The organism is Microvirga flocculans ATCC BAA-817 (assembly GCF_000518665.1).
In the GTDB taxonomy this organism is placed as follows: domain Bacteria; phylum Pseudomonadota; class Alphaproteobacteria; order Rhizobiales; family Beijerinckiaceae; genus Microvirga; species Microvirga flocculans.
This window is the reverse complement of sequence record NZ_JAEA01000001.1, coordinates 262,258-282,603: the sequence shown is the minus strand read 5'-3', so window position 1 is coordinate 282,603 and position 20,346 is coordinate 262,258. Positions and strand designations below refer to the sequence as shown.

15 protein-coding genes are annotated in these 20,346 nt (G+C 66.8%); 11 read left to right on the top strand and 4 right to left on the bottom strand.

The genetic code is table 11. The annotated features are described in order from the left end of the window. The first annotated feature begins 23 nt into the window (after positions 1 to 23). The 10 genes from L879_RS0101435 to L879_RS0101390 all read left to right on the top strand — a co-directional run bounded on the left by L879_RS0101435 (position 24) and on the right by L879_RS0101390 (position 15,426). Entirely contained in the window at positions 24 to 422 is a 399-nt protein-coding gene (locus L879_RS0101435) for a PTS sugar transporter subunit IIA (protein WP_027314547.1), read from the top strand. A gap of 5 nt (positions 423 to 427) precedes the next feature. Beyond that, positions 428 to 748, top strand: a complete 321-nt coding sequence (locus L879_RS0101430; RefSeq protein WP_027314546.1) for an HPr family phosphocarrier protein — start codon at positions 428 to 430, stop codon at positions 746 to 748. A gap of 107 nt (positions 749 to 855) precedes the next feature. Further along, positions 856 to 2,256 (top strand): adenosylhomocysteinase, encoded by a 1,401-nt coding sequence (ahcY, locus tag L879_RS0101425; RefSeq protein WP_027314545.1) that lies wholly within the window; start codon positions 856 to 858, stop codon positions 2,254 to 2,256. A 436-nt stretch (positions 2,257 to 2,692) separates the two neighbouring features. Next, the gene (locus L879_RS0101420; RefSeq protein ID WP_154664058.1) at positions 2,693 to 5,191 is read left to right on the top strand and encodes a sensor histidine kinase; all 2,499 of its coding nucleotides are present in this window, start codon (positions 2,693 to 2,695) and stop codon (positions 5,189 to 5,191) included. Between the two features lie 29 nt (positions 5,192 to 5,220). Further along, entirely contained in the window at positions 5,221 to 6,786 is a 1,566-nt protein-coding gene (gene tsaE / locus L879_RS0101415; RefSeq protein WP_035458477.1) for a tRNA (adenosine(37)-N6)-threonylcarbamoyltransferase complex ATPase subunit type 1 TsaE, read from the top strand. 9 nt (positions 6,787 to 6,795) lie between these two features. Next, the gene (locus L879_RS0101410; protein ID WP_027314542.1) at positions 6,796 to 7,530 is read left to right on the top strand and encodes a nucleotidyltransferase family protein; all 735 of its coding nucleotides are present in this window, start codon (positions 6,796 to 6,798) and stop codon (positions 7,528 to 7,530) included. 17 nt (positions 7,531 to 7,547) lie between these two features. Then, positions 7,548 to 10,763 (top strand): double-strand break repair protein AddB, encoded by a 3,216-nt coding sequence (gene addB, locus L879_RS0101405; protein ID WP_051434957.1) that lies wholly within the window; start codon positions 7,548 to 7,550, stop codon positions 10,761 to 10,763. Continuing rightward, positions 10,760 to 14,194, top strand: a complete 3,435-nt coding sequence (gene addA / locus L879_RS0101400; RefSeq protein ID WP_027314540.1) for a double-strand break repair helicase AddA — start codon at positions 10,760 to 10,762, stop codon at positions 14,192 to 14,194. Before addB ends, addA begins: the two co-directional genes overlap by 4 nt. A 101-nt stretch (positions 14,195 to 14,295) precedes the next feature. Further along, positions 14,296 to 14,616, top strand: coding sequence for a thioredoxin (gene trxA, locus L879_RS0101395; protein WP_027314539.1), 321 nt, complete (start codon positions 14,296 to 14,298; stop codon positions 14,614 to 14,616). Between the two features lie 486 nt (positions 14,617 to 15,102). Next, positions 15,103 to 15,426 carry a DUF930 domain-containing protein gene (locus tag L879_RS0101390; RefSeq protein ID WP_161634618.1) on the top strand — a complete coding sequence of 108 codons (324 nt, stop codon included), beginning with the start codon at positions 15,103 to 15,105 and terminating at the stop codon, positions 15,424 to 15,426. A 44-nt stretch (positions 15,427 to 15,470) separates the two neighbouring features. Here L879_RS0101390 and L879_RS0101385 read toward each other — a convergent pair whose 3' ends face one another. Beyond that, positions 15,471 to 15,797 (bottom strand): hypothetical protein, encoded by a 327-nt coding sequence (locus L879_RS0101385; protein WP_027314537.1) that lies wholly within the window; start codon positions 15,795 to 15,797, stop codon positions 15,471 to 15,473. A 94-nt stretch (positions 15,798 to 15,891) separates the two neighbouring features. Between L879_RS0101385 and L879_RS0101380 the strand changes: the two genes are divergently transcribed. Next, positions 15,892 to 16,794 (top strand): LysR family transcriptional regulator, encoded by a 903-nt coding sequence (locus tag L879_RS0101380; protein WP_027314536.1) that lies wholly within the window; start codon positions 15,892 to 15,894, stop codon positions 16,792 to 16,794. Between the two features lie 165 nt (positions 16,795 to 16,959). Here L879_RS0101380 and L879_RS0101375 read toward each other — a convergent pair whose 3' ends face one another. From L879_RS0101375 to trpA, 3 genes are all read right to left on the bottom strand, one after another. Continuing rightward, the gene (locus L879_RS0101375) at positions 16,960 to 18,285 is read right to left on the bottom strand and encodes a bifunctional folylpolyglutamate synthase/dihydrofolate synthase (protein WP_027314535.1); all 1,326 of its coding nucleotides are present in this window, start codon (positions 18,283 to 18,285) and stop codon (positions 16,960 to 16,962) included. A 19-nt stretch (positions 18,286 to 18,304) separates the two neighbouring features. Further along, positions 18,305 to 19,165 (bottom strand): acetyl-CoA carboxylase, carboxyltransferase subunit beta, encoded by an 861-nt coding sequence (gene accD / locus L879_RS0101370; RefSeq protein ID WP_027314534.1) that lies wholly within the window; start codon positions 19,163 to 19,165, stop codon positions 18,305 to 18,307. A 154-nt stretch (positions 19,166 to 19,319) separates the two neighbouring features. Beyond that, positions 19,320 to 20,159: a tryptophan synthase subunit alpha gene (gene trpA / locus L879_RS0101365; RefSeq protein WP_027314533.1), complete on the bottom strand. Its 840-nt coding sequence runs from the start codon at positions 20,157 to 20,159 to the stop codon at positions 19,320 to 19,322. Between the last annotated feature and the right edge of the window lie 187 nt (positions 20,160 to 20,346).

Sequence of the window (20,346 nt, the reverse complement as noted above, 5' to 3'; positions counted from 1 at the left end):
GGAGCGTTCGGACCTGGAACATTATGATTGGAATGGTGCTCGTCACCCACGGGCAGCTCGCGACGGAATTCAAGGCGGCGCTCGAGCATGTGGTGGGACCTCAGGAGCAGCTTGAAACGATCACGATCGGCCCCGACGACGACATGGAAACACGGCGCAAGGACATCATGGACGCCGTGTGCCGGGTCAATTCGGGCCAGGGGGTTGTGGTTCTGACGGACATGTTCGGGGGCACCCCCTCGAACCTGGCCCTGTCCTGCATGAACGGCTCCGTCGAGGTGGTGGCCGGGATCAACCTGCCCATGCTTATCAAGCTCGCCAGCGTGCGCGACGAGGAATCCCTGGCCGATGCGGTGTCCCATGCCCAGGAGGCCGGGCGCAAATACATCAACATCGCCTCGCGCGTTCTCTCGGGAAAGTGACCAGCATGGACCAGCCCCTCGATCAGGACTGCCCCCCTGCTCCCATCCCCGACGGGGCCGAGGTCCGGGAACTGCCCATCATCAACCGCCGCGGCCTGCATGCCCGCGCCTCCGCCAAGTTCGTTCAGACCGTCGAGCGCTTCGACGCCGACGTGACCGTGACCCGGTGCGGCGAGACCGTGGGCGGGCGCTCCATCATGGGTCTCCTGACCCTGGCGGCCGCCCAGGGCACCACGATCACCGTCACCGCCAAGGGCGCGGACGCAGCCGCCTGCCTCCAGGCCATCGACGATCTCCTCGCCAACCGGTTCGGCGAGGACGAGTGACCGGCAAAACATATAAAGACATCTTTATATCTTGATTGCCTCTGCCCCGGCTCTCTGGTAGAGACTGCGCCAATTCCACCCGAATGGACGCAGAGAAAGAGGCCAACATGGCACAGGATTACATCGTCAAAGACATCGGCCTTGCCGATTTCGGCCGCAAGGAAATCTCGATCGCGGAAACCGAGATGCCGGGCCTCATGGCCGTCCGCGAGGAATACGGCCCGAAGCAGCCCCTGAAGGGCGCCCGCATCGCCGGCTCCCTCCACATGACCATCCAGACCGCGGTGCTGATCGAGACGCTCAAGGCTCTCGGCGCCGACATCCGCTGGGTCTCCTGCAACATCTATTCGACCCAGGACCACGCCGCCGCCGCCATCGCCGCCGCCGGCATCCCGGTCTTCGCCTATAAGGGCGAGACCCTGAAGGAATACTGGGACTACACCGCCAAGCTGTTCGACTGGCACGACGGCGGCATGCCGAACATGATCCTCGACGACGGCGGCGACGCGACCATGCTGGTCCATATGGGCCTGCGCGCCGAGCAGGGCGACGTGGCCTTCCTCGACAAGCCGGGATCGGAAGAGGAAGAGGTCTTCTTCGCGCTGATCAAGCGCCTGCTCTCCGAGAAGCCGAAGGGCTGGTTCGCGAAGCTCGCCGCCTCCATCAAGGGCGTGTCGGAAGAGACCACCACCGGCGTGCACCGCCTCTACATCATGGAGAAGGAGGGCAAGCTCCTCTTCCCTGCGATCAACGTGAACGACTCGGTGACGAAGTCGAAGTTCGACAATCTCTACGGCTGCCGCGAGTCCCTCGTCGACGGCATTCGCCGTGGCACGGACGTGATGATGGCCGGCAAGGTCGCCATGGTCGCGGGCTTCGGCGACGTGGGCAAGGGCTCCGCCGCTTCGCTCCGTCAGGCCGGCTGCCGCGTGCTGGTTTCGGAGGTCGATCCGATCTGCGCGCTCCAGGCCGCCATGGAGGGCTATGAGGTCACGACGATGGAAGACGCGGCTCCCCGCGCCGACATCTTCGTCACCGCCACCGGCAACAAGGACGTGATCACCATCGAGCACATGCGCGCGATGAAGGACCGGGCCATCGTCTGCAACATCGGCCACTTCGACAACGAGATCCAGGTCGCGGCTCTCAAGAACCTCAAGTGGAACAACGTGAAGCCGCAGGTGGACGAGATCGAGTTCCCCGACGGGCACCGCATCATCCTGCTCTCGGAAGGCCGCCTCGTGAATCTCGGCAACGCCATGGGCCATCCGTCCTTCGTGATGTCGGCCTCGTTCACGAACCAGACCCTCGCCCAGATCGAGCTCTTCGCCAACCAGGGCAAGTACGAGCGCAAGGTCTACACCCTGCCCAAGCACCTGGACGAGAAGGTCGCCGCCCTGCACCTGGAGAAGATCGGCGTGAAGCTCACCAAGCTGCGTCCCGACCAGGCGTCCTATATCGGCGTCAAGGAAACTGGCCCGTTCAAGCCGGACCACTACCGCTACTGACCGGTTCGCAGATTCTGGACGAAAGAGGGAAGCCCGGCCTCAGGCCGGGCTTTTTCTTTGGCCTGCCCTTCGTCGAATCGAGCCCTCTGTCGCAGCGGCATGTGTGTGTCACAAATGCAATATGGTTCGACGAATTGCGCACAGCTTCTCCAAAGGAAGTTTAAGCGCGTGTTAACCCTCTTCCTGGCGGAGTCGGGGGTGGTCTAGAGTGAACGCGAATCGACCGGCTGTGCTTCGGCCTCAAACCTGCGCCGGCAGTTCCGTTCATGCGTAGACGGTTGACCTCTGTGGCGTTGAGCAGCGCAGCCGGGGATTGATCCAACTTGGCCTGTTCGTCGGGCCGCCGAAGAAGGAAGGGCAGCACGGCATGGCCGGGCACGGGGAGCGTCAGGACGGCAGCAAGGACAGGAGAGGCTCTCCCGTCGGCTCGGGCCGCATGCCCCTGTCCCTGGTGCTGCTCGCCGGAACCTCGAAGGCGGCGCTCGCCAGCACCCTGAATCTGCCCTTCGCGGAGGAGGCCTCGGACCTCATCGGCTTCCTGCACGGCCTCGACCTGCACAACGCCGTCTATTTCGGCCTCTTCATGGGGCTCCTCGCCTTTTCGACCACCACGGCCATGCTCCTGATGCGCGAGCAGAAGCGCTCGGCCCGCATGGAGCGAACCCTGCGCAACGAGATCGCGGCGCTGCGCGGCGCGGACGACCTCGCCGCCCTCCTCATGGGTTCGGAGCGGCAGCTCCTGGTGAGCTGGAACGGACGCGACGGGGAACCGCGCTTCCAGGGCGATCCTTCCATCATCGGAGAGAACGCGCCCGCGCAGCGCGCCCTGGCCTTCGGCACGTGGCTTTCCGCCGCCGATGCCGCCAGCGTGGAAAGCGCCCTGGAGCAGCTCAAGGATCGGGGACAGGCCTTCCGCCTGACGGCACGGGGCCTCGGCAACCGCTTCATCGACGTGGAGGGACGCACCATCGGCGGACGGGCGATCCTGCGCCTGCGGGACGTGACCGGCGACCGGGCCGAGCTCCTGAGGACGCAGGCCAACTTGGCGACGGCGCGCAGCGACCTGCGCTCCATGACCATGCTCCTCGACGACGTGGCTTATCCTCTCTGGATCCGCGACATGGAGGACCGGCTGCTCTGGGCGAACCAGGCCTATCTGCGTTCGGTCGAAGCCCGCGACCTCGACGATGCAATCAACCGTTCCCTCGAACTCCTGAGCGCGCCGACCCGCGAAGAGGCCCGCCGCAGCCGCCAGGCCGGCGCCACCTTCTCGGGCCGCGTGACCGCCGTGGTGGCCGGCCATCGCGCGGTGCTCGACGTGATCGAGCGTCCCACCGCCGGCGGCTGCGCGGGCATCGCCGTCGACGTGTCGGAGCTGGAAGCGGTCCGCACCGACCTGCAGCGCCAGATGGACGCCCATGTGCGCACCCTCGATCAGCTGCCCACGGCGGTCGCCATCTTCGACGGATCGCAGAACCTCATCTTCAGCAACGCCGCCTATCAGCAGCTCTGGGGCCTCGATGCCGCCTTCCTCGCCTCGCGCCCCACGGACAGCGAGGTTCTCGACAGGCTGCGCGCGGCGCGCAAGCTTCCCGAACAGGCGGATTTCCGCGCCTGGAAGGCCGATTTCCTGCAAGGCTACCGCTCCGTGGAGCAGCAGCAGATCTGGTGGCACCTGCCGGACCGGCGCACCCTGCGCGTGGTCATCAACCCCAATCCCCAGGGCGGCGTGACCTATCTCTTCGACGACGTGAGCGAGCGTTTCGAGCTGGCCTCGCAGGTCCATTCGCTGACCCGCGTGCAGAGCGAAACCCTCGACACCCTGAAGGAGGGTGTCGCCGTGTTCGGCTCGGACGGACGCCTCAAGCTGCACAACCGCGCCTTCGCCGACATGTGGAATCTCTCCTCCGAGATGACGGCCGAGAACCCGCATATCGACACGATCATCAGGGCCTGCCGCCCCATGGCGCCGCAGGACGAGCCCTGGATCGACATTCGCGGCGCCGTGGCGGGTCTTGCCGACATGCGCATGGGCCTGTCCTGCCGGATCGAACGGCAGGACGGCTCATCCCTCGACTGCACCGCGCAGCCCCTGCCGGACGGCGCGACGCTCCTGAGCTTCACCGACGTGACCGCGAGCGTGAACGTGGAGCGCGCGCTGACCGAGCGCAACGAGGCGCTGGAGCGCGCCTCGCGGCTGCGCGACGAATTCGTCCATCACGTCTCCTACGAGCTGCGCTCGCCGCTCACCAACATCATCGGCTTCACGCAGCTTCTCGGCGACGAGACGGTGGGCGCGCTCAACCCGCGCCAGCGCGATTACGCCGATCACATCATGCGCTCGTCGGCATCGCTGCTGGCGATCCTCAACGACATTCTCGACCTCGCCTCCATCGACACCGGTTCGCTGGAGCTGACGCCGGAAATCGTGGACATCCGCTCCACCATCGAGGCCGCCATGCGCGGCCTGGAGGACCGGCTCGCCGAATCGGCGCTGAAGGTGGTGATCGATGCGCCGGACGACATCGGCACCTTCGTCGCCGACGGCAAGCGCGTGCGTCAGATCCTGTTCAACCTGCTCTCCAACGCGGTCGGCTTCTCGTCCCCCGGCCAGACGATCACCGTCTCGGCCCGCAAGCGCGGCGGCGAGGTGATCTTCGAGGTGAAGGACCAGGGGCTCGGCATCCCGGCCGAGATCAAGGCGCGGATCTTCGAGCGCTTCGAAAGCCACACGCTGGGCACCCGCCACCGCGGCGTGGGCCTGGGCCTCTCCATCGTGCGCTCCTTCGTGGAGCTGCATGGCGGCCGCATCGACGTGGCGTCCGCTCCGGGGATGGGCACCACGGTGACCTGCATCTTCCCCAATGAGCGACATGAGACGCCTTCGGATGGCCGATCCGGGCAATCTGCGCTAACTCCAATCGCAGCCGAATAGGAACAGCGATGGTGAATGGATTGGCTCTCATGCCCGAGCAGGAAATTTTGCAGGCCGCATGGATCGTGAGGCTTCCCGACCACGAATCGACGGAGCGCTTCGCGAAGGTCCTGGCCGAGGAGCTCCGGCCCGGCGATCTCGTCACCCTCTCCGGCGGCCTGGGCGCCGGCAAGACCACGCTCGCCCGCGCCCTGGTGCGCCTTCTCGCAGGCGATGCGGAGCTCGAGGTTCCGAGCCCGACCTTCACCCTGATGCAGGTCTATGACGGCCCGCAATGCCCCATCGTCCATGCGGATTTCTACCGTCTCTCCGGCGGCTACGAGCTGACGGAGCTCGGCTGGGACGAGATGACGGAGAACGCCATCGCCCTCGTGGAATGGCCGGAACGGGCCGAGGATGCGCTCAAACCCGAGCATCTCGACATCCGCCTGGATTTCGCCCCCGGCAGCCAGGGCAGGGGGCGGCTCGCCATGCTCACCGGCACGGGCGCCTTCGCCTCCCGCCTCCAGCGCATGAAGGCCTACCGGAATCTCGTGGAGCGCTGCGGCTGGGGCGATGCCAAGCGCCAGCCCATGCCGAGCGATGCCTCTGTGATCCGGTCCTACGAGCACCTCGTGAAGCCGACTGGCGAAACCGCGCTCCTGATGATCTCGCCGCCGCGCCCGGTCGGGCCCGCGGTCAGGCGCGGCAAGCCCTACACCACCATCGCGAAGCTCGCCGAGACCGTCCATGCGTTCGTGGCCATGGACAAGGGCCTGCGCGCCCTTGGCTACAGCGCCCCGTATATCTACGGCGAGGACCTGGAGGCTGGCCTCCTCCTCATCGAGGACCTCGGCTCGGAACCCTTCGCCGACGCGGACGGCCCGATCCCGGAGCGCTACGCAGAGGCCACGCGGCTCCTGGCGCAGCTCCACGGCCACACCCTGCCGCAGGTCCTGCCCGTGGCCGAGGGCATCGATCACGCGATCCCGCCCTACGACCTCGAAGCGCTCCTCATCGAGGTGGAGCTGCTGCTCGACTGGTATGTGCCGCACATCATCGGCACGCATCTCTCCGGCTCGGCCCGCGCGGAATTCGTCAATCTCTGGACCGAGACCCTGGGCGAGGTGCTGTCCGCCCCCGCCACCTGGACCCTGCGCGACTACCATTCGCCCAACCTGATCTGGCTGCCGGAGCGCCAGGGTTTGCAGCGCGTCGGCCTGATCGATTTCCAGGACGCGGTGCTGGGCTCGCCCGCCTACGACGTCGCCTCGCTCCTGCAGGATGCGCGCGTGACCGTGCCGCCGGAACTCGAGCTGAAGCTCATCGGCCTCTATGCCCGCGAGCGGAAGAGCGCGGATCCCGATTTCGACGTGTCGGCCTTCGCCCGCGCCTACGCCATCATAGCGGGGCAGCGCGCCACCAAGATCCTCGGCATCTTCGCGCGCCTCGACCGGCGGGACGGCAAGCCGCATTACCTCAAGCACCTGCCGCGGATCGAGGCCTATCTCATCCGCAACCTCGCCCATCCGGCCCTGGGGAAGCTCAAAGGCTGGTATGAGAAATATCTGCCGAGGCTCATCCCGCATGCGGATGACGAGCCTTCCTCATCCTGAGCCCGATCCTTGTCCCAGACCTTTCCGCGTGCCCCTCATCGAGCCATCGTCCTCGCCGCAGGCTTAGGCAAGCGCATGCTGCCGATCACGGCGACCATGCCGAAGCCTCTCGTGAAGGTGGCGGGAAGGAGCCTCATCGACTTCACCCTCGACAAGCTCCACGAGGCGGGCATCGAGTCGGTGGTGGTGAACGTGCATCACTTCGCCGACATGCTCGAGGCGCATCTGCGGACCCGCACGATGCCGCGCATCGTCATCTCGGACGAGCGCGCCGAACTCCTGGAAACCGGCGGCGGCGTGAAGAAGGCCCTGCCGCTTTTGGGCGACGAGCCCTTCATCACCTTCAACTCCGATTCGCTCTGGATCGAGGGTGAGGAGCCCAACCTCAAGCGCCTCGTGAAGGCCTGGGACCCGGAGCGGATGGACATCCTGATGCTCGTGGCGCCTTTATCCACAAGCATCGGATTCGAAGGGCCCGGCGATTTTCACATGGACGAAAGCGGCCTCCTGCGCCGCCGCGGAACGGATCCGAGCGCTCCTTTCGCCTATGCGGGCGTGGCCATCGTGAAGCCGGAACTCGTTCACGGCACGCCCGACGGAGCCTTCTCCGCCAATGCCTTCTACGACCGCGCCATCGCGAAGGGCCGCCTCTACGGCTTGTGCATGGAGGGACAATGGCTGCATGTTGGAGAGCCGCAGGCGATTGCCGAGGCCGAGACATGCCTCGCCGCCGGCAAGCGATGAGAGGTTGAGGTGCCGGCATGACCCGGGACAATGGGGACCGGTTTTCCGATCGGGTCTTGCCGTCGCGACGCACCGATCCGCGGGTGTTTTCCATCCCTCCGGGATGCGCCTTTCTCCCGACCCTCGTGGATGCGCTGCTCGACGGCCGCCTCGTCGGCACCCTGGGCGACGATCCCGCCGCCTTGTCCGACATCACCATCTATGTTCCCAACCGCCGCGCCACGCGCGCCCTGATCGCGCTTCTCGCCGAGCGCGGCGGCGGCCGGGCGCAGCTTCTGCCGCGCATCGTCCCCTTGGGCGAAACCGATGAGGCCGAGTTCGAGCTGACGGGCCTCGAAGGCACGCCGTTCGCGGAGGCCGCGAGCCTCAAGCCGCCGATCCCGCCCCTGGAGCGCCGCCTCATTCTCACGCGCCTCGTGCAGCGCTGGTCGGCGGAGGTGGACCGGGCCCTCCTGCAGCTCGGCCCCGACGTGCCCTTCATGGTGCCCGCCTCACCCGCCGATGCGGTGAACCTCGCAGGCGATCTCGAAACGCTAATGGATGCCTTCACCACGGAAGGCATCGACTGGCACGCCCTCGAACTCGCGGTGGATGCGGACTATTCGACCTATTTCGAGATCACCCGCCATTTCGTGCAGATCGCAAGCGAGCACTGGCCCAGGATTCTCGCGGAGCGCCAGGCGAGCGACCCGGCGCAGCGGCGCAACGTGCTCCTCGAAGCGGAAGCCCGGCGCCTCACCCGCGAGAGGCCGGAGCATCCGATCGTCGTGGCCGGTTCGACGGGTTCCGTGCCGGCCACCGCGAATCTCATGGGCGTCATCGCGCGACTGCCGAAAGGCGCCATCGTGCTTCCCGGCCTCGACACGGATCTCGACGAAGAGAGCTGGTCCACCATCGGCGGCGCCGGCGACGACGCGACCGATCCGGTGCACAGCCATCCGCAGGCCTCGCTGCGCCGCCTCCTCGACAGACACCTGCGCATTCCGCGCTCCGCCGTCACGATTCTGGGCGCGGTGCCGGACGCCGCGAAGGCGCGCAACCGCCTTCTGTCCGAAGCGCTGCGCCCGGCGGACACCACGGATCGCTGGGCGCTGATCGCACCCGAGGATCGCATGGCCTTGAGCCGGAGCGGCTGCGGGGGACTTTCCATCGTCGAGGCGACGGACGAACGCGAGGAGGCCTTGGCCATCGCCATCGCCTTGCGCGAAACCATCGCCCATCCGCACAGGACGGCGGCCCTCGTCACGCCCGACCGGGCGCTCGCCGCGCGCGTGACGGCGGAACTCGGACGCTGGGGCCTCAGCGTCGAGGATTCGGCCGGCATTCCCCTCGCCGACACGCCGGCCGGGCGCCTCGCGAGGCTCGCGGCGGAAGCGGCCGCCGACGATCTGCGCCCTGTGCGGCTGCTGGCGCTGCTGGCGCATCCGCTCGTGCGACTGGGACTCCCGCGCGCTGCGGTGGAACATGCGGCGAGCGTGCTCGAAATCGGCGTACTGCGCGGCCCTGCTCCCGCCCTCGGCATCGCGGGGATCCGCGCCGCGCTCGCGGCTCGCCGAACGGGGAACGAGTCCCGCGCGCCCCGCCCGCGCAAGCGGCTGACGGATGCGGATTGGGATTGCGCCGACGACCTGTTGCAGAAACTCGATGAGGCCTTCAAGTCGTTCACGCCCGCGGCCCAGGGTGAAGGCAGGCTCGACCTCATGGCGCTGGTGGAACACCATCGCCGGGCCGTCGAACGGCTCTGGGCTTCTCCGCAGGACGGCGCGGAGGAAACGGCCGACGATTCATCCAGGGAAGCTCTGGCCGCGCTCTTCGACGATCTGGAGAATTCCGATATCCGCGAGGAGGCAGGCCATCCCCTGGAAGGCCGCTTCGCCGATTATCCAAGCTTCTTCACCGCACTGGCCAAGCAGCGAAGCTTGAGCCCTTCACCGCGCGCGACGCATCGGCGCCTGAAGATCCTCGGCCTGCTCGAAGCGCGCCTTCTCTCCGTCGACCGCGTGGTGCTCGGAGGTCTGGACGAGGGAACTTGGCCGCCGCGCACGGTGACGGACGCATTCCTCAACCGCCCCATGCGCGCGCGGGTGGGCCTGATGCCGCCGGAGCGGCGCATCGGCCAGACCGCGCACGATTTCGTGCAAGCGCTCGGCACGCAGGACGTGGTGATCACGCGGGCGCACAAGCGCGACGGATCGCCGATGGTGCCCTCGCGATTCCTGCAGCGCCTGAAGGCCTTCACCGGCAAGGACGTGTGGGATGAGATGACGAAGGCGGGCGAGTATTACCGCCGCCTCGCGCGCATTCTCGACACGCCCGACCCCGCGCCGCCCCTGCCCCGTCCGAAGCCGAAGCCCGATCCGGCTCTCTTCCCGCGTTCCTTGAGCGTCACGGAAATCGAGACGCTGGTGCGCGATCCCTATTCCATCTTCGCGCGGCATGTCCTCAAGCTCGATGCGCTGGACGCGATCGCCGTGACGCCGAGCGCGGCGGAGCGCGGCACGATCATCCACGACGTGGTGGGGCAATTCGCGCAGCGCTATCCGAAAGAGATTCCGGCCCATGCGCTCGAAATCCTTCTGGGCCTTGGCGAGGTGGCGTTCGCCGACATCGCGGAGGCCTATCCCGAACTCTACGCGGAATGGTGGCCCCGCTTCCAAAGGCTCGCCGCCGCGTTCCTCGACTGGGAGCAGGAACGCCGTCCCGCTCTCGTCGAGGTTTACGCGGAACATAGCGGCCGCCTCTCGATTCCGTTGCCGGACGGCTCGGTGTTCAACCTGCGCGCCCGCGCCGACCGGATCGAGCATCGCCGCGACGGCGGCTTCACCATCGTCGATTTCAAGACGGGCCAGCCTCCCGGCGTGCGCGAGGTCTATGCGGGCTTCTCGCCGCAGCTGACCCTTGAAGCTATGATGCTGATGAAAGGCGCGTTCAAGGGCCTGCCGATGGCGCAGGAGACGCCCTCTCTTCTCTACGTTCACACGACGGGCGGACGCACGCCCCTCGACCCGCGCGAGATCAAGCCCGGACGCGACGAGGAGCGCTCCGTCGCCGAGATCGTGGAAGAGCACCGCCGCCGCTTCGAGGGCATGATCCTGCGCTTCGTCAAAGGTGAGGCGGCTTATGTCTCGCGGCCCTTCCCGAAATATGCGCGCCGGTTCTCCGAATACGATCATCTGGCGCGCGTGAAGGAATGGTCGCTGGCGAGCGCGGGCGGGGGAGAGGGTTCGGAATGAGCGGCGATCTCGTCATTCCCGATTACACGAAGGACGCGCAGCGCCGCGCCGCCAACCCGCGCGCCTCCGCCTGGGTGTCTGCCAATGCCGGCGCGGGCAAGACCAAGGTGCTGACCGACCGGGTCGTGCGCCTGCTGCTCGCGGGCTCGCTGCCGGGCCGGATCCTGTGCCTCACCTTCACCAAGGCCGCCGCCGCGAACATGGCGATCCGCGTCTTCGAGCGCCTCGGACGCTGGGTGACGATGGATGAGGAAAGCCTCGTCGCCGAACTCACGGAACTCGAAGGAGCGAAACCTTCGCGCCAGCAGGTGAAGCTTGCGCGCACGCTTTTCGCCCGCGCGGTGGAAACGCCTGGCGGCCTGAAGATCGACACCATCCACGCCTTCTGCGAGCGGCTTCTGCATCTCGTGCCCTTCGAGGCCAATGTGCCCGCGCGCTTCGCCGTGCTGGATGAGAGCCAGACGGACGAGATGCTGGCGCAGGAGACCGCCAACGTGATGGCGGATGCGGCCAACGGGAATTTTCCCGAACTGAAGGAAGCGCTCGACATCGTCAGCGTGGAAGCGGTGGGCGACGCGCTCTCCTCCGCCATCAACGCGGCCCTGAAGTGCAAGGCATTCCTGAACGATCCCGCAGGAATCGAACGGCTGCGCGGGGAACTCGGGCTGAAACCGGACGAAACGCTCGAGAGCATCGAGCGCGCCATGCTGGAAGGCGGCATCAAGCCGGAGAAGTGGCCTGGGATCGCGCAGGAGCTTCTCCAGGGCAAGACGACGGACCAGAAGCGCGCCGAATCCCTCATCGCCGCCGCCGAGGCCACGGAGCCTTCGGCGAAGCTGACGCAGTACCTCTCGGTGTTCATCACCGACAGCGGAACACCGCGTAAAGGATCGGCCTTCCTCACAAAGGATGTGAGCGAAAGCCTGAAGGACGAACTGCTGCGCGAGCAGGACCGGATCTGCGCTCTCATCGACAGGAGCGCGGCCGCGCGCGCCGTCGAGCGCACGCAGGCGCTGTTCACGCTCGCCTCCGAGATCCATGCCCGCGTCGAGAAGGCGAAGATGCGCCTCGGCGCGCTCGACTTCCAGGATCTCATCGACAAGACCCTGGCCCTGCTCTCCCGCGGCGACACCGCCTGGGTGCTCTACAAGCTCGATCGCGGCATCGACCACGTGCTCATCGACGAGGCGCAGGACACCAACCCGGAGCAGTGGGAGATCCTGCGCAAGATCACGGAGGATTTCACCGCAGGCGCGGGCGCGGCGGGCCAACGCGTGCGCACGCTTTTCGCCGTGGGCGATCCCAAGCAGTCGATCTACGGCTTCCAGGGAGCGGCCCCGCAGGAATTCGAATCCACCCGCCGCAGCTGGTCGCAGAAGGTGCGCGAGGCGGAGCTGCATTTCGAGGACGTGTCGCTCACCATGTCCTTCCGCTCAGGCAGAGCCGTGCTGTCGGCGGTGGACGCCACCTTCGCGGTCGAGCGGCACTTCAAGGGCCTGTCCTTCGAGGACAAGGCCGTGGGCACGGTGCACGAGAGCGCGCGCCCCCATGCGCCGGGCCTCGTGGAGCTGTGGAAGACGGAAGAACCTGCCAAGGAAGAGGAGCCCGAGGCCTGGGCCCTGCCCCTCGACGAACCGGAGCAGCAATCGCCGCCCGTGAAGGTCGCGCGGCGCATCGCGCAGGCCGTCAAGTGCTGGACGACCAAGGGCGACGAGACGGGCCGCCTCTGGAAGGCGGGCGACGTTCTCGTGCTGGTGAGAAAGCGCGGCGCGGCCTTCGAGGCCGTGATCCGCGCGCTCAAGGAGGCGGGCGTGCCCGTGGCGGGCGCGGACAGGCTCAATATCGGCGAGCACATCGCCGTGCTCGATCTCGTGGCGGCGGGCCGCGCGGCGCTGCTGCCGAACGACGACCTGACGCTCGCCACCGCCCTGAAATCGCCCCTCGTCGGCTTCACCGACGACGATCTCATCCGCATCGCCGCCGGCCGTTCCGACGATGAATCGCTCAACGCGGCGCTGGAGCGCCACGCAAAGGCGGGCGACGGGAAGGCCAAGCGCGGATGCGAAGCGCTGAGCGCATGGCGCGATCTTGCGCGCGATCACGGCCCCTTCGGATTCTTCGCCACCCTGCTCGGTCCCCGCGGCGGACGCTCGCAGCTCGTGGCGCGGCTGGGCAGCGAAGCGGGCGATGCCATCGACGCCTTTCTTTGCTTCGCGCATCAGTCGGAGATGACGGAGACGCCCTCGCTCACCGTCTTCCTCAGCCGCTTCGAATCCGCCTCCCACACCATCAAGCGCGATCTCGATTCCGTGAACAACGAAGTGCGCGTGATGACCGTGCACGGCGCGAAGGGTCTCGAGGCTCCCATCGTGGTTCTCATCGACGGCTGCGAGGTTCTGGGAAGGGACCCGCCGCTGCTGCAGCTCACGACGGCGGCAGGCGACAAGATCCCCATCTGGGCGCCGGGCAGGAAATCCGATTCGAGCGCGATGCGGCAGGCCCGCGAGCTTCTGCACGACAAGGGCTACGAAGAGCACAACCGCCTGCTCTATGTGGCCATGACCCGCGCCAAGGACCGGCTCGTGATCGCGCCCTACCGCACGAACGGCAATGAGACCAGGCCGGAAGCCTGGTGCGAGATGATCCGCCACGGCCTCGCCGGCAAGGCGGGCAGCCTGGAGCTCGACGAGGCGCCCTACGGCCCCGTCTCGGTCTGGCGCGACGGCTCGGCGCTGGCGCGTACGCTCGTGGCTGAAGCGGATGTGCCGCCGCTCGCTCCCCTCGCCGCGCCCGGGTGGCTGACGGCGGCGGCCCTCCCGGAGCCCGAGCCCCTGCCGCCGATCCGTCCCTCCAGCGCCCTCGGCGCCGCCGACCGCATGACCCGGCCCGGCGACGGGCCCTACGCGCCCGAGGCGCGCTTGCGCGGCACGCTGGTTCACGCCCTGCTGGAGCGGCTTCCCGCCCTCGCTCCGGAGCACCGGGAGAGCATGGCGCGCGCCTATGTGAGGGCCCGCGCGCCGCGCCTGGCGCCGGACTTGCGCGAATCGATCCTGGCCAATGCCCTCGGCGTCCTCGACCATCCGGACCTGGAGCCCCTGTTCGGCAAGGGCTCGCGCGCCGAGGCCCCCATCGCCGGGCGGGTGCAAACCGCCGCGGGAGAGGTTCTGGTCTCGGGCCAGATCGACCGTCTGGCCGAGAGCGGCACGGAGGTGCTGGTGGCGGATTTCAAGACGACGGCGCGGGCGCCCCGGCCCGGCCAGCCGCCGCCCGCATCCTACGTGGCGCAGCTCGCCCTCTACCGGGCTCTGCTCTCCGAGATCTATCCGGACAAACGGATCCGCACCTTCCTGATCTGGACCTCGGGGCCCGTGATCCACGAGCTGACGGAACAGGATCTGGAATCGGCACTTACCCTCATCAAAGCGGCGTGAGAGTCTATAGCCTTGCTTGATTCCCTCTCCGCCGGTTCTTACCTTGGCCCTATAGCAGAGCGGCTCGCGAGTGAGTCGCGCTCAAAGTCAAAGGTGATGTGATGGCAACCGTGAAGGTGACCGACTCGAGCTTCGCGCAGGACGTCCTGCAATCCGCCGAGCCCGTCGTGGTCGATTTCTGGGCGGAATGGTGCGGGCCCTGCCGCATGATCGGCCCGGCCCTGGAAGAGATTTCCAACGAGATGGCCGGCAAGGTGAAGATCGCGAAGGTCAATGTGGACGAGAACCCGCAGATCGCCTCGCAGCTTGGCATCCGCTCGATTCCGGCGCTCATGATGTTCAAGGGCGGCAAGGTCGTCGCCCAGAAGATCGGCGCGGCCCCCAAGGGCGACCTCACCAAGTGGATCCAGGCCTCGGCCTGAATCAGACGACAATTCATCAAGACGACGAGGGGCCGGAAGGCCCCTTTTCATTGGCCATGGCCCGACGTCGGCGAAAGCGGCTCCGGGCCCTGCCGCACTCTTGCTGCAATGTCGCCTGATAAGCCCTGAGCTTGGCCATATCGGGAGGGCCGTCTGGAAGGGGCATCGCGCGTATGGCGCTTCAGGGAGAGGCGGGCTGATCTGTCATCGCCTGACGCAAGGTCGTACGGCGTTGCCGTTTCGCTGGCCCTGCACGCCTTCCTGCTGTCGACGTTCGGCTTTTCCCTGCGCTCCGGACAACCGTCTCCGCTCCTTTCGGAAAGCGTGCCGGTCGAGATATGGACCCCGGATCAGGTTCGGGCCCTCGCCGGTCCGACAGGGACCGGGAACAGGGATCGGATCTCGTCCCGGCAGGGCACCATCAAAGCAACCAGGATCCTCTCGGGAGAGACGTTGTCCCATCCCCTGAGCCGGAAGATGCGGGAGATGCTTCCGCTCTTTGAGGAGGAGACGCGGCTGGAGCAACTCTGCGACCTCGAGGCGATGGCCCAGATCGCCGCGTTGCGGCTTTTCCTGCCCGACCGCGTCGTCGCCTATGCGAAGGCGGACACCAGGATCGTCGGCGATACCCTGATCGCCGACGGCGCCGCATTCCGCAGCAAAAGGCTCTGGTACGGCCTGAGTTTCACATGCGGACTTTCCGCGAACCGTCAGGCCGTCGAGAGCTTCGCGTTCACGCTTGGATCGGAGATCCCGCAGCGGCTCTGGGAAAAATACAATCTACCGGATCCGTCACTCGACAGCGATTAGATCGCGAATGGCACCCCCGTCCTCTTGCGTGCCCGGATCGCCGCTCATAGGCCCTCGGGATTGCCGGGCACGATCCTGACGATCTGGGAGCGGACCGTGCCGTCAGCGGCATTTCTGACGACGATCGAGCCATTTGCCTTAGTCAGGGAAGAACGGCTGTTCTGAAGGCCGCCTTCCCAGTCCAGCCGGTAGGTGTCGCCTTCGATCCGCCATGTGCCGGTTTGGCTCTTTCCGCCTGGGAAGCGTGCAACGGCCCTGCCGTCCTGCCCGAAATAGAAGGCGACCTCGCCGGTCCCATGGGACGAACCTTCGGGCAACCGGTGATACACGGTGGCGCCGCGGATAAGGCCGTCGATCTGTTCTGCGTTCATGCGATCCTCTCCTCTGCTGTCGCAGGCTACATACGGAGAGGCATGGGTCGGCGAGTAGACGGAAACCGCCGATAATGTGTATAGGCTTCAGCCTATGCCCCATCTTGAGCCCCGCCTGCTTGAGGCGTTCCTCGCCATTTACAGAACACGGAGCGTCACGGCGGCGGCAGAGGCCCTGCACGTGTCCCAGCCGACGATGAGCGGGCATCTGCGGCGGCTGCGCGATCATTTCAGGGACAGCCTCTTCGTTCGCAACGCGTCGGAGCTGTTGCCGACGACGCGGGCTGACAGCATCAAGCCAGTCATCGAACGCATTCTCGCGGACTTGCAGCTCTTGAGCGAGGAAGCGACCGTCTGGGACCCTCAGACATCGGAGCGGCGCTTTCGCCTTCTGGCAAGCGTCTATTCCCAAGCGGTCATCCTGCCCGATCTCGATCGGGCGTTGCGCGACCGGGCACCCGGCATTCGCATGGTCATCGAGGAGCCCGGCGGAGCCAGCGACGTCGATGCCATCGATCTGGCCTTCTGGCCTCAACACGCCGTGCCTCCTCACCACCGCATGCAGGCCCTGTTCAGGGATCGGCTCGTCTGCCTGCACGATCGGCTTGGCGGCCCGGGAACCGGGAAGATCGATCTCGATACCTTCTGCTCGGTCGAGCATGTGCTCCTTGCTCCCGCGCCGTCCCGGCTTCATGACGCGGTGGATCACGCGCTGCACAAGCTTGGAAAGAGGCGGCGCGTGGGGCTCACGGTTTCGCAGCACGGCAGCCTCGCGCAGCTCGTGCAAGGCGCGCGGCGCCTTGCGATTCTTCCCGAACGGCTCACGAGCACCCTCGCCGGAAGCGCCTTGTGCGTTTCTCCGCTGCCGGTCGAAGTCGAGCCGTTTCAGCTTGTCATGAGCTGGCCGCCCTCTCTTCACGGCGACCCGGGACATCGCTGGTTCAGGGAGACCGTTCTTTCCGCGGTCAGGACATCGCCGAAAGTCATGCAGCCCTAAAGCATCGGACCCAAAAGTGGATCTGCACTTTTGGGATTGAATCCGATGCTTCCTTCTTGAGCGAGAGCATCGTTCGGGCGGAAAACCGGGTCCACTTTTCCGCACGATGCTCTAGCGCATCGTGAAAAGCGGGTCCGCACGATGCGCCGAGTTCATTCCGATGGCTTATTCCGGCAATGTGCCGTTCGCCGCCAGGACCTCGCCCGCCAGGTACAGCGAGCCACAGATGAGCACCCGGGGCGGCTGGTCCCAGACGTAGTTGTGGAGCGAGGCGAGCGCCGCTTCGACGCTGGCGGCGGTCGAGACGGTGAGGCCGACGCTCGCTGCGATGGCGGCGACTTCCTCGGCGGGGCGCGCGGCGATCTGGCCTGCGATCGGCACCGCGATCACTTCCCGCGCGAGCCCCGAAAAGTTCTTGAAGAAGGCCTGAGAATCCTTCGTGCCGAGCATGCCGGCGATCAGGACGAGAGGCGCGTCCGCCCGCTCGCTCCGGTCCGCCATGGCGGCGGCGAGCACGCGGCCGCCATCGGGATTGTGCCCGCCGTCGAGCCAGATTTCGCAGCCCTGGGGGGCGATCTCCGGCAGGCGTCCCCGGTTGAGACGCTGCAGCCGGCCCGGCCATTCGGCGCGGGTGAGGCCCGCCTCGAAAGCCTGCGCCTCGAACGTCTCGAAGCCCGCCGCCCGCAGGGCCGCGATGGCCGTGCCCGCATTGATGAACTGATGACGGCCGATGAGCTTGGGCAAGGGCAGGTCGAGGAGGCCCTTCTCGTCCTGATAGACGAGCCGTCCGCTCTCCTCATGGGTGGAGAAATCCTGTCCGCCGACGAGGATCGGCATCGCGCCGATGCGCTCCGCCTCGGCGCGCAGGGTGTCATCCGCCTCGCGATAATCCTGCGTCGCGATGACTGCCGGGCAGCCGCGCTTGAAGATGCCCGCCTTCTCCCTGGCGATGGCCTGCAGCGTCGTACCGAGATACTCCGCGTGATCGTGACCGATGGACGTCACCACGGCAGCGGCCGGCTTGCCGACGATGTTCGTCGCGTCGAAGCGTCCGCCCAATCCCACTTCGAGCAGCAGCACGTCGGCGGGCTCTTCCGCGAAGAGAAGGATCGCCGCCGCCGTGGTGATCTCGAACATGGTGATCGGCTCGCCTCCATTCACCGCCTCGCAGCGGCGGAAGGCCTCGACGAGGCGATCCTCGCTCACATATTGCCCACCGCCAAAACGGCCGAGGCGGATGCGCTCGTGGAAGCGCACGAGATGCGGCGAGGTATAGACGTGAACGGCAAGGCCCGCGCTTTCCAGGATCGCCCGCATGAAGGCGATGGTGGAGCCCTTGCCGTTTGTGCCAGCCACGTGGATCACGGGAGGCAAGCGGCGCTCTGGGTGACCAAGCTGCGCAAGCAGCCTCTGGATGCGCCCGAGCGACAGGTCGATGGTCTTCGGGTGCAGGGCAAGAAAGCGCGCGATCAGCGCATCTGACGATTCCATCACCCTGAACCCTTCTCGTTTAAGCAGCGACGGCCGGGGCCTTGGTGAAGAGGCGCGACAGGCGGGCAATCGTCGCCTTCAGGTCATGGCGATGGACTACCGCATCCACCATGCCGTGCTCCTTCAGGTATTCGGAACGCTGGAAGCCGTCGGGCAGCTTCTCGCGGATGGTCTGCTCGATCACGCGCGGGCCGGCGAAGCCGATGAGCGCGCCGGGCTCGGCGAGATGCACGTCGCCCAGCATGGCATAGGAGGCGGTCACGCCGCCCGTGGTCGGGTTGGTGAGCACGACGATGTAAGGCAGGCGCGCCTCGCGCAGGCGGCGGATCGCCACCGTGGTGCGGGGCATCTGCATGAGGGAGAGGATGCCCTCCTGCATGCGCGCGCCACCGGACCCGGCGAAGAGTACGTAGGGCGTCTTCTTGTCGAGCGCCGTCTCGGCGCCCTTGATGAAGGCCTCGCCCGCCGCCATGCCGAGGGAACCGCCCATGAAGCCGAAATCCTGCACGGCGACGGTCATCGGCAGGTCCTCGACCCGGCCGAAGCCGACCTTGAACGCGTCCTGCTGGCCGGTCTTGGCGCGGGCGTCCTTCAGGCGGTCGACATAGCGCTTCTCGTCACGGAACTTGAGCGGATCGACGGCCACGTCCGGGAGGGCCACGTCGAGCCAGGTCGCCCCGTCGAACATGAGCTGGAGCCGCTGGGTGGCGGAGATGCGCATGTGGTGGTTGGAGCCGGGGATCACCCACTGGTTCGCCTCCACGTCCTTGTGGAACACGACCTGCCCCGTTTCCGGGCACTTGATCCAGAGATTGTCCGGCGTCTCGCGCTTGAAGAGCGTCTTGATCTTCGGACGGACGACTTCGGAAATCCAGTTCATTGCTATACCTTCCTGTCAGCATCCCGGAAGTCCTGATCCTGAGGAGGCCGTCAGGCCGTCTCGAAGGATCAGGGCTTTTCCAGTGCTCTCTGGACCCTCCTTCGAGACGCAGCCTATAGCTGCTCCTCAGGATGAGGGACCGTAGGTCTATCTATTAGGCCGCCGCACGCTTTGCCACCGAACGCACGCCTTCGCTCAGCTCTTTCACCAGCTTCGTGACGGCCTCGACGGAGCCTACCGTTGCGCGATCCTGGTCGTCGAGGGTCGCTTTCAGCGCGTCGATCAAGGCCGAGCCCACCACGACGCCATCGGCCCCTTCCGCCACCGCCGCCGCATGGGCGCCGTTCTTGACGCCGAAGCCCACCACGACCGGCAGAGGCGTATGGCGCTTGATGCGCTCCACAGCCGTGGCGACCTTGCCGAAATCCGGGGTCGCAGCGCCGGTGATGCCGGTGATCGACACGTAATAGACGAAGCCCGCCGTATTCGCGAGGACCGCCGGCAGGCGCTTGTCGTCCGTGGTCGGCGTGGCGAGCCGGATGAAGGCAAGGCCCGCCTTGAGCGCCGGGAGGCAGAGTTCGTCGTCCTCCTCCGGCGGCAGATCGACGACGATCAGGCCGTCCACGCCCGCCTCCTTCGCGTCCGCGAGGAAGCGGTCGACGCCATAGACGAAGATCGGGTTGAAATAGCCCATGAGGATCACGGGCGTATCCTGGTCCTCGGCCCGGAAGCGGCGGATCAGGTCGAGGGTCTTCACCGTGTCCTGGCCCACCTTGAGGGCGCGCAGGCCGGCCGCCTGGATCGCGGGGCCGTCGGCCATGGGATCGGTGAAGGGCAGCCCGAATTCGACGATGTCGGCCCCGGCCTTGGGCAGGCTCCTGAGGATGGCGAGCGAGGTTTCCGGATCCGGATCGCCAGCCATGATGTAGGTGACGAGGGCGGCGCGGCCTTCCGCGCGGCACTTCTCAAATCGGGCTTCGATGCGTTGGGTCATGGGCGGGTCTTTAGCATGGGAGGAAGTAGGGGCGAAACCGTTTAACGCCGGCACGATTCCCTCCCCCTTGGGGGGAGGGCCAGGGTGGGGGTGTCGGCGCTGAACTAGACCAGCGCCGCGCTCACACCCCCTCCTCTACCTTCTCCCCACAAGGGGGAGGAGGGCTAGGTGGTGTCTCTCGGCTCGT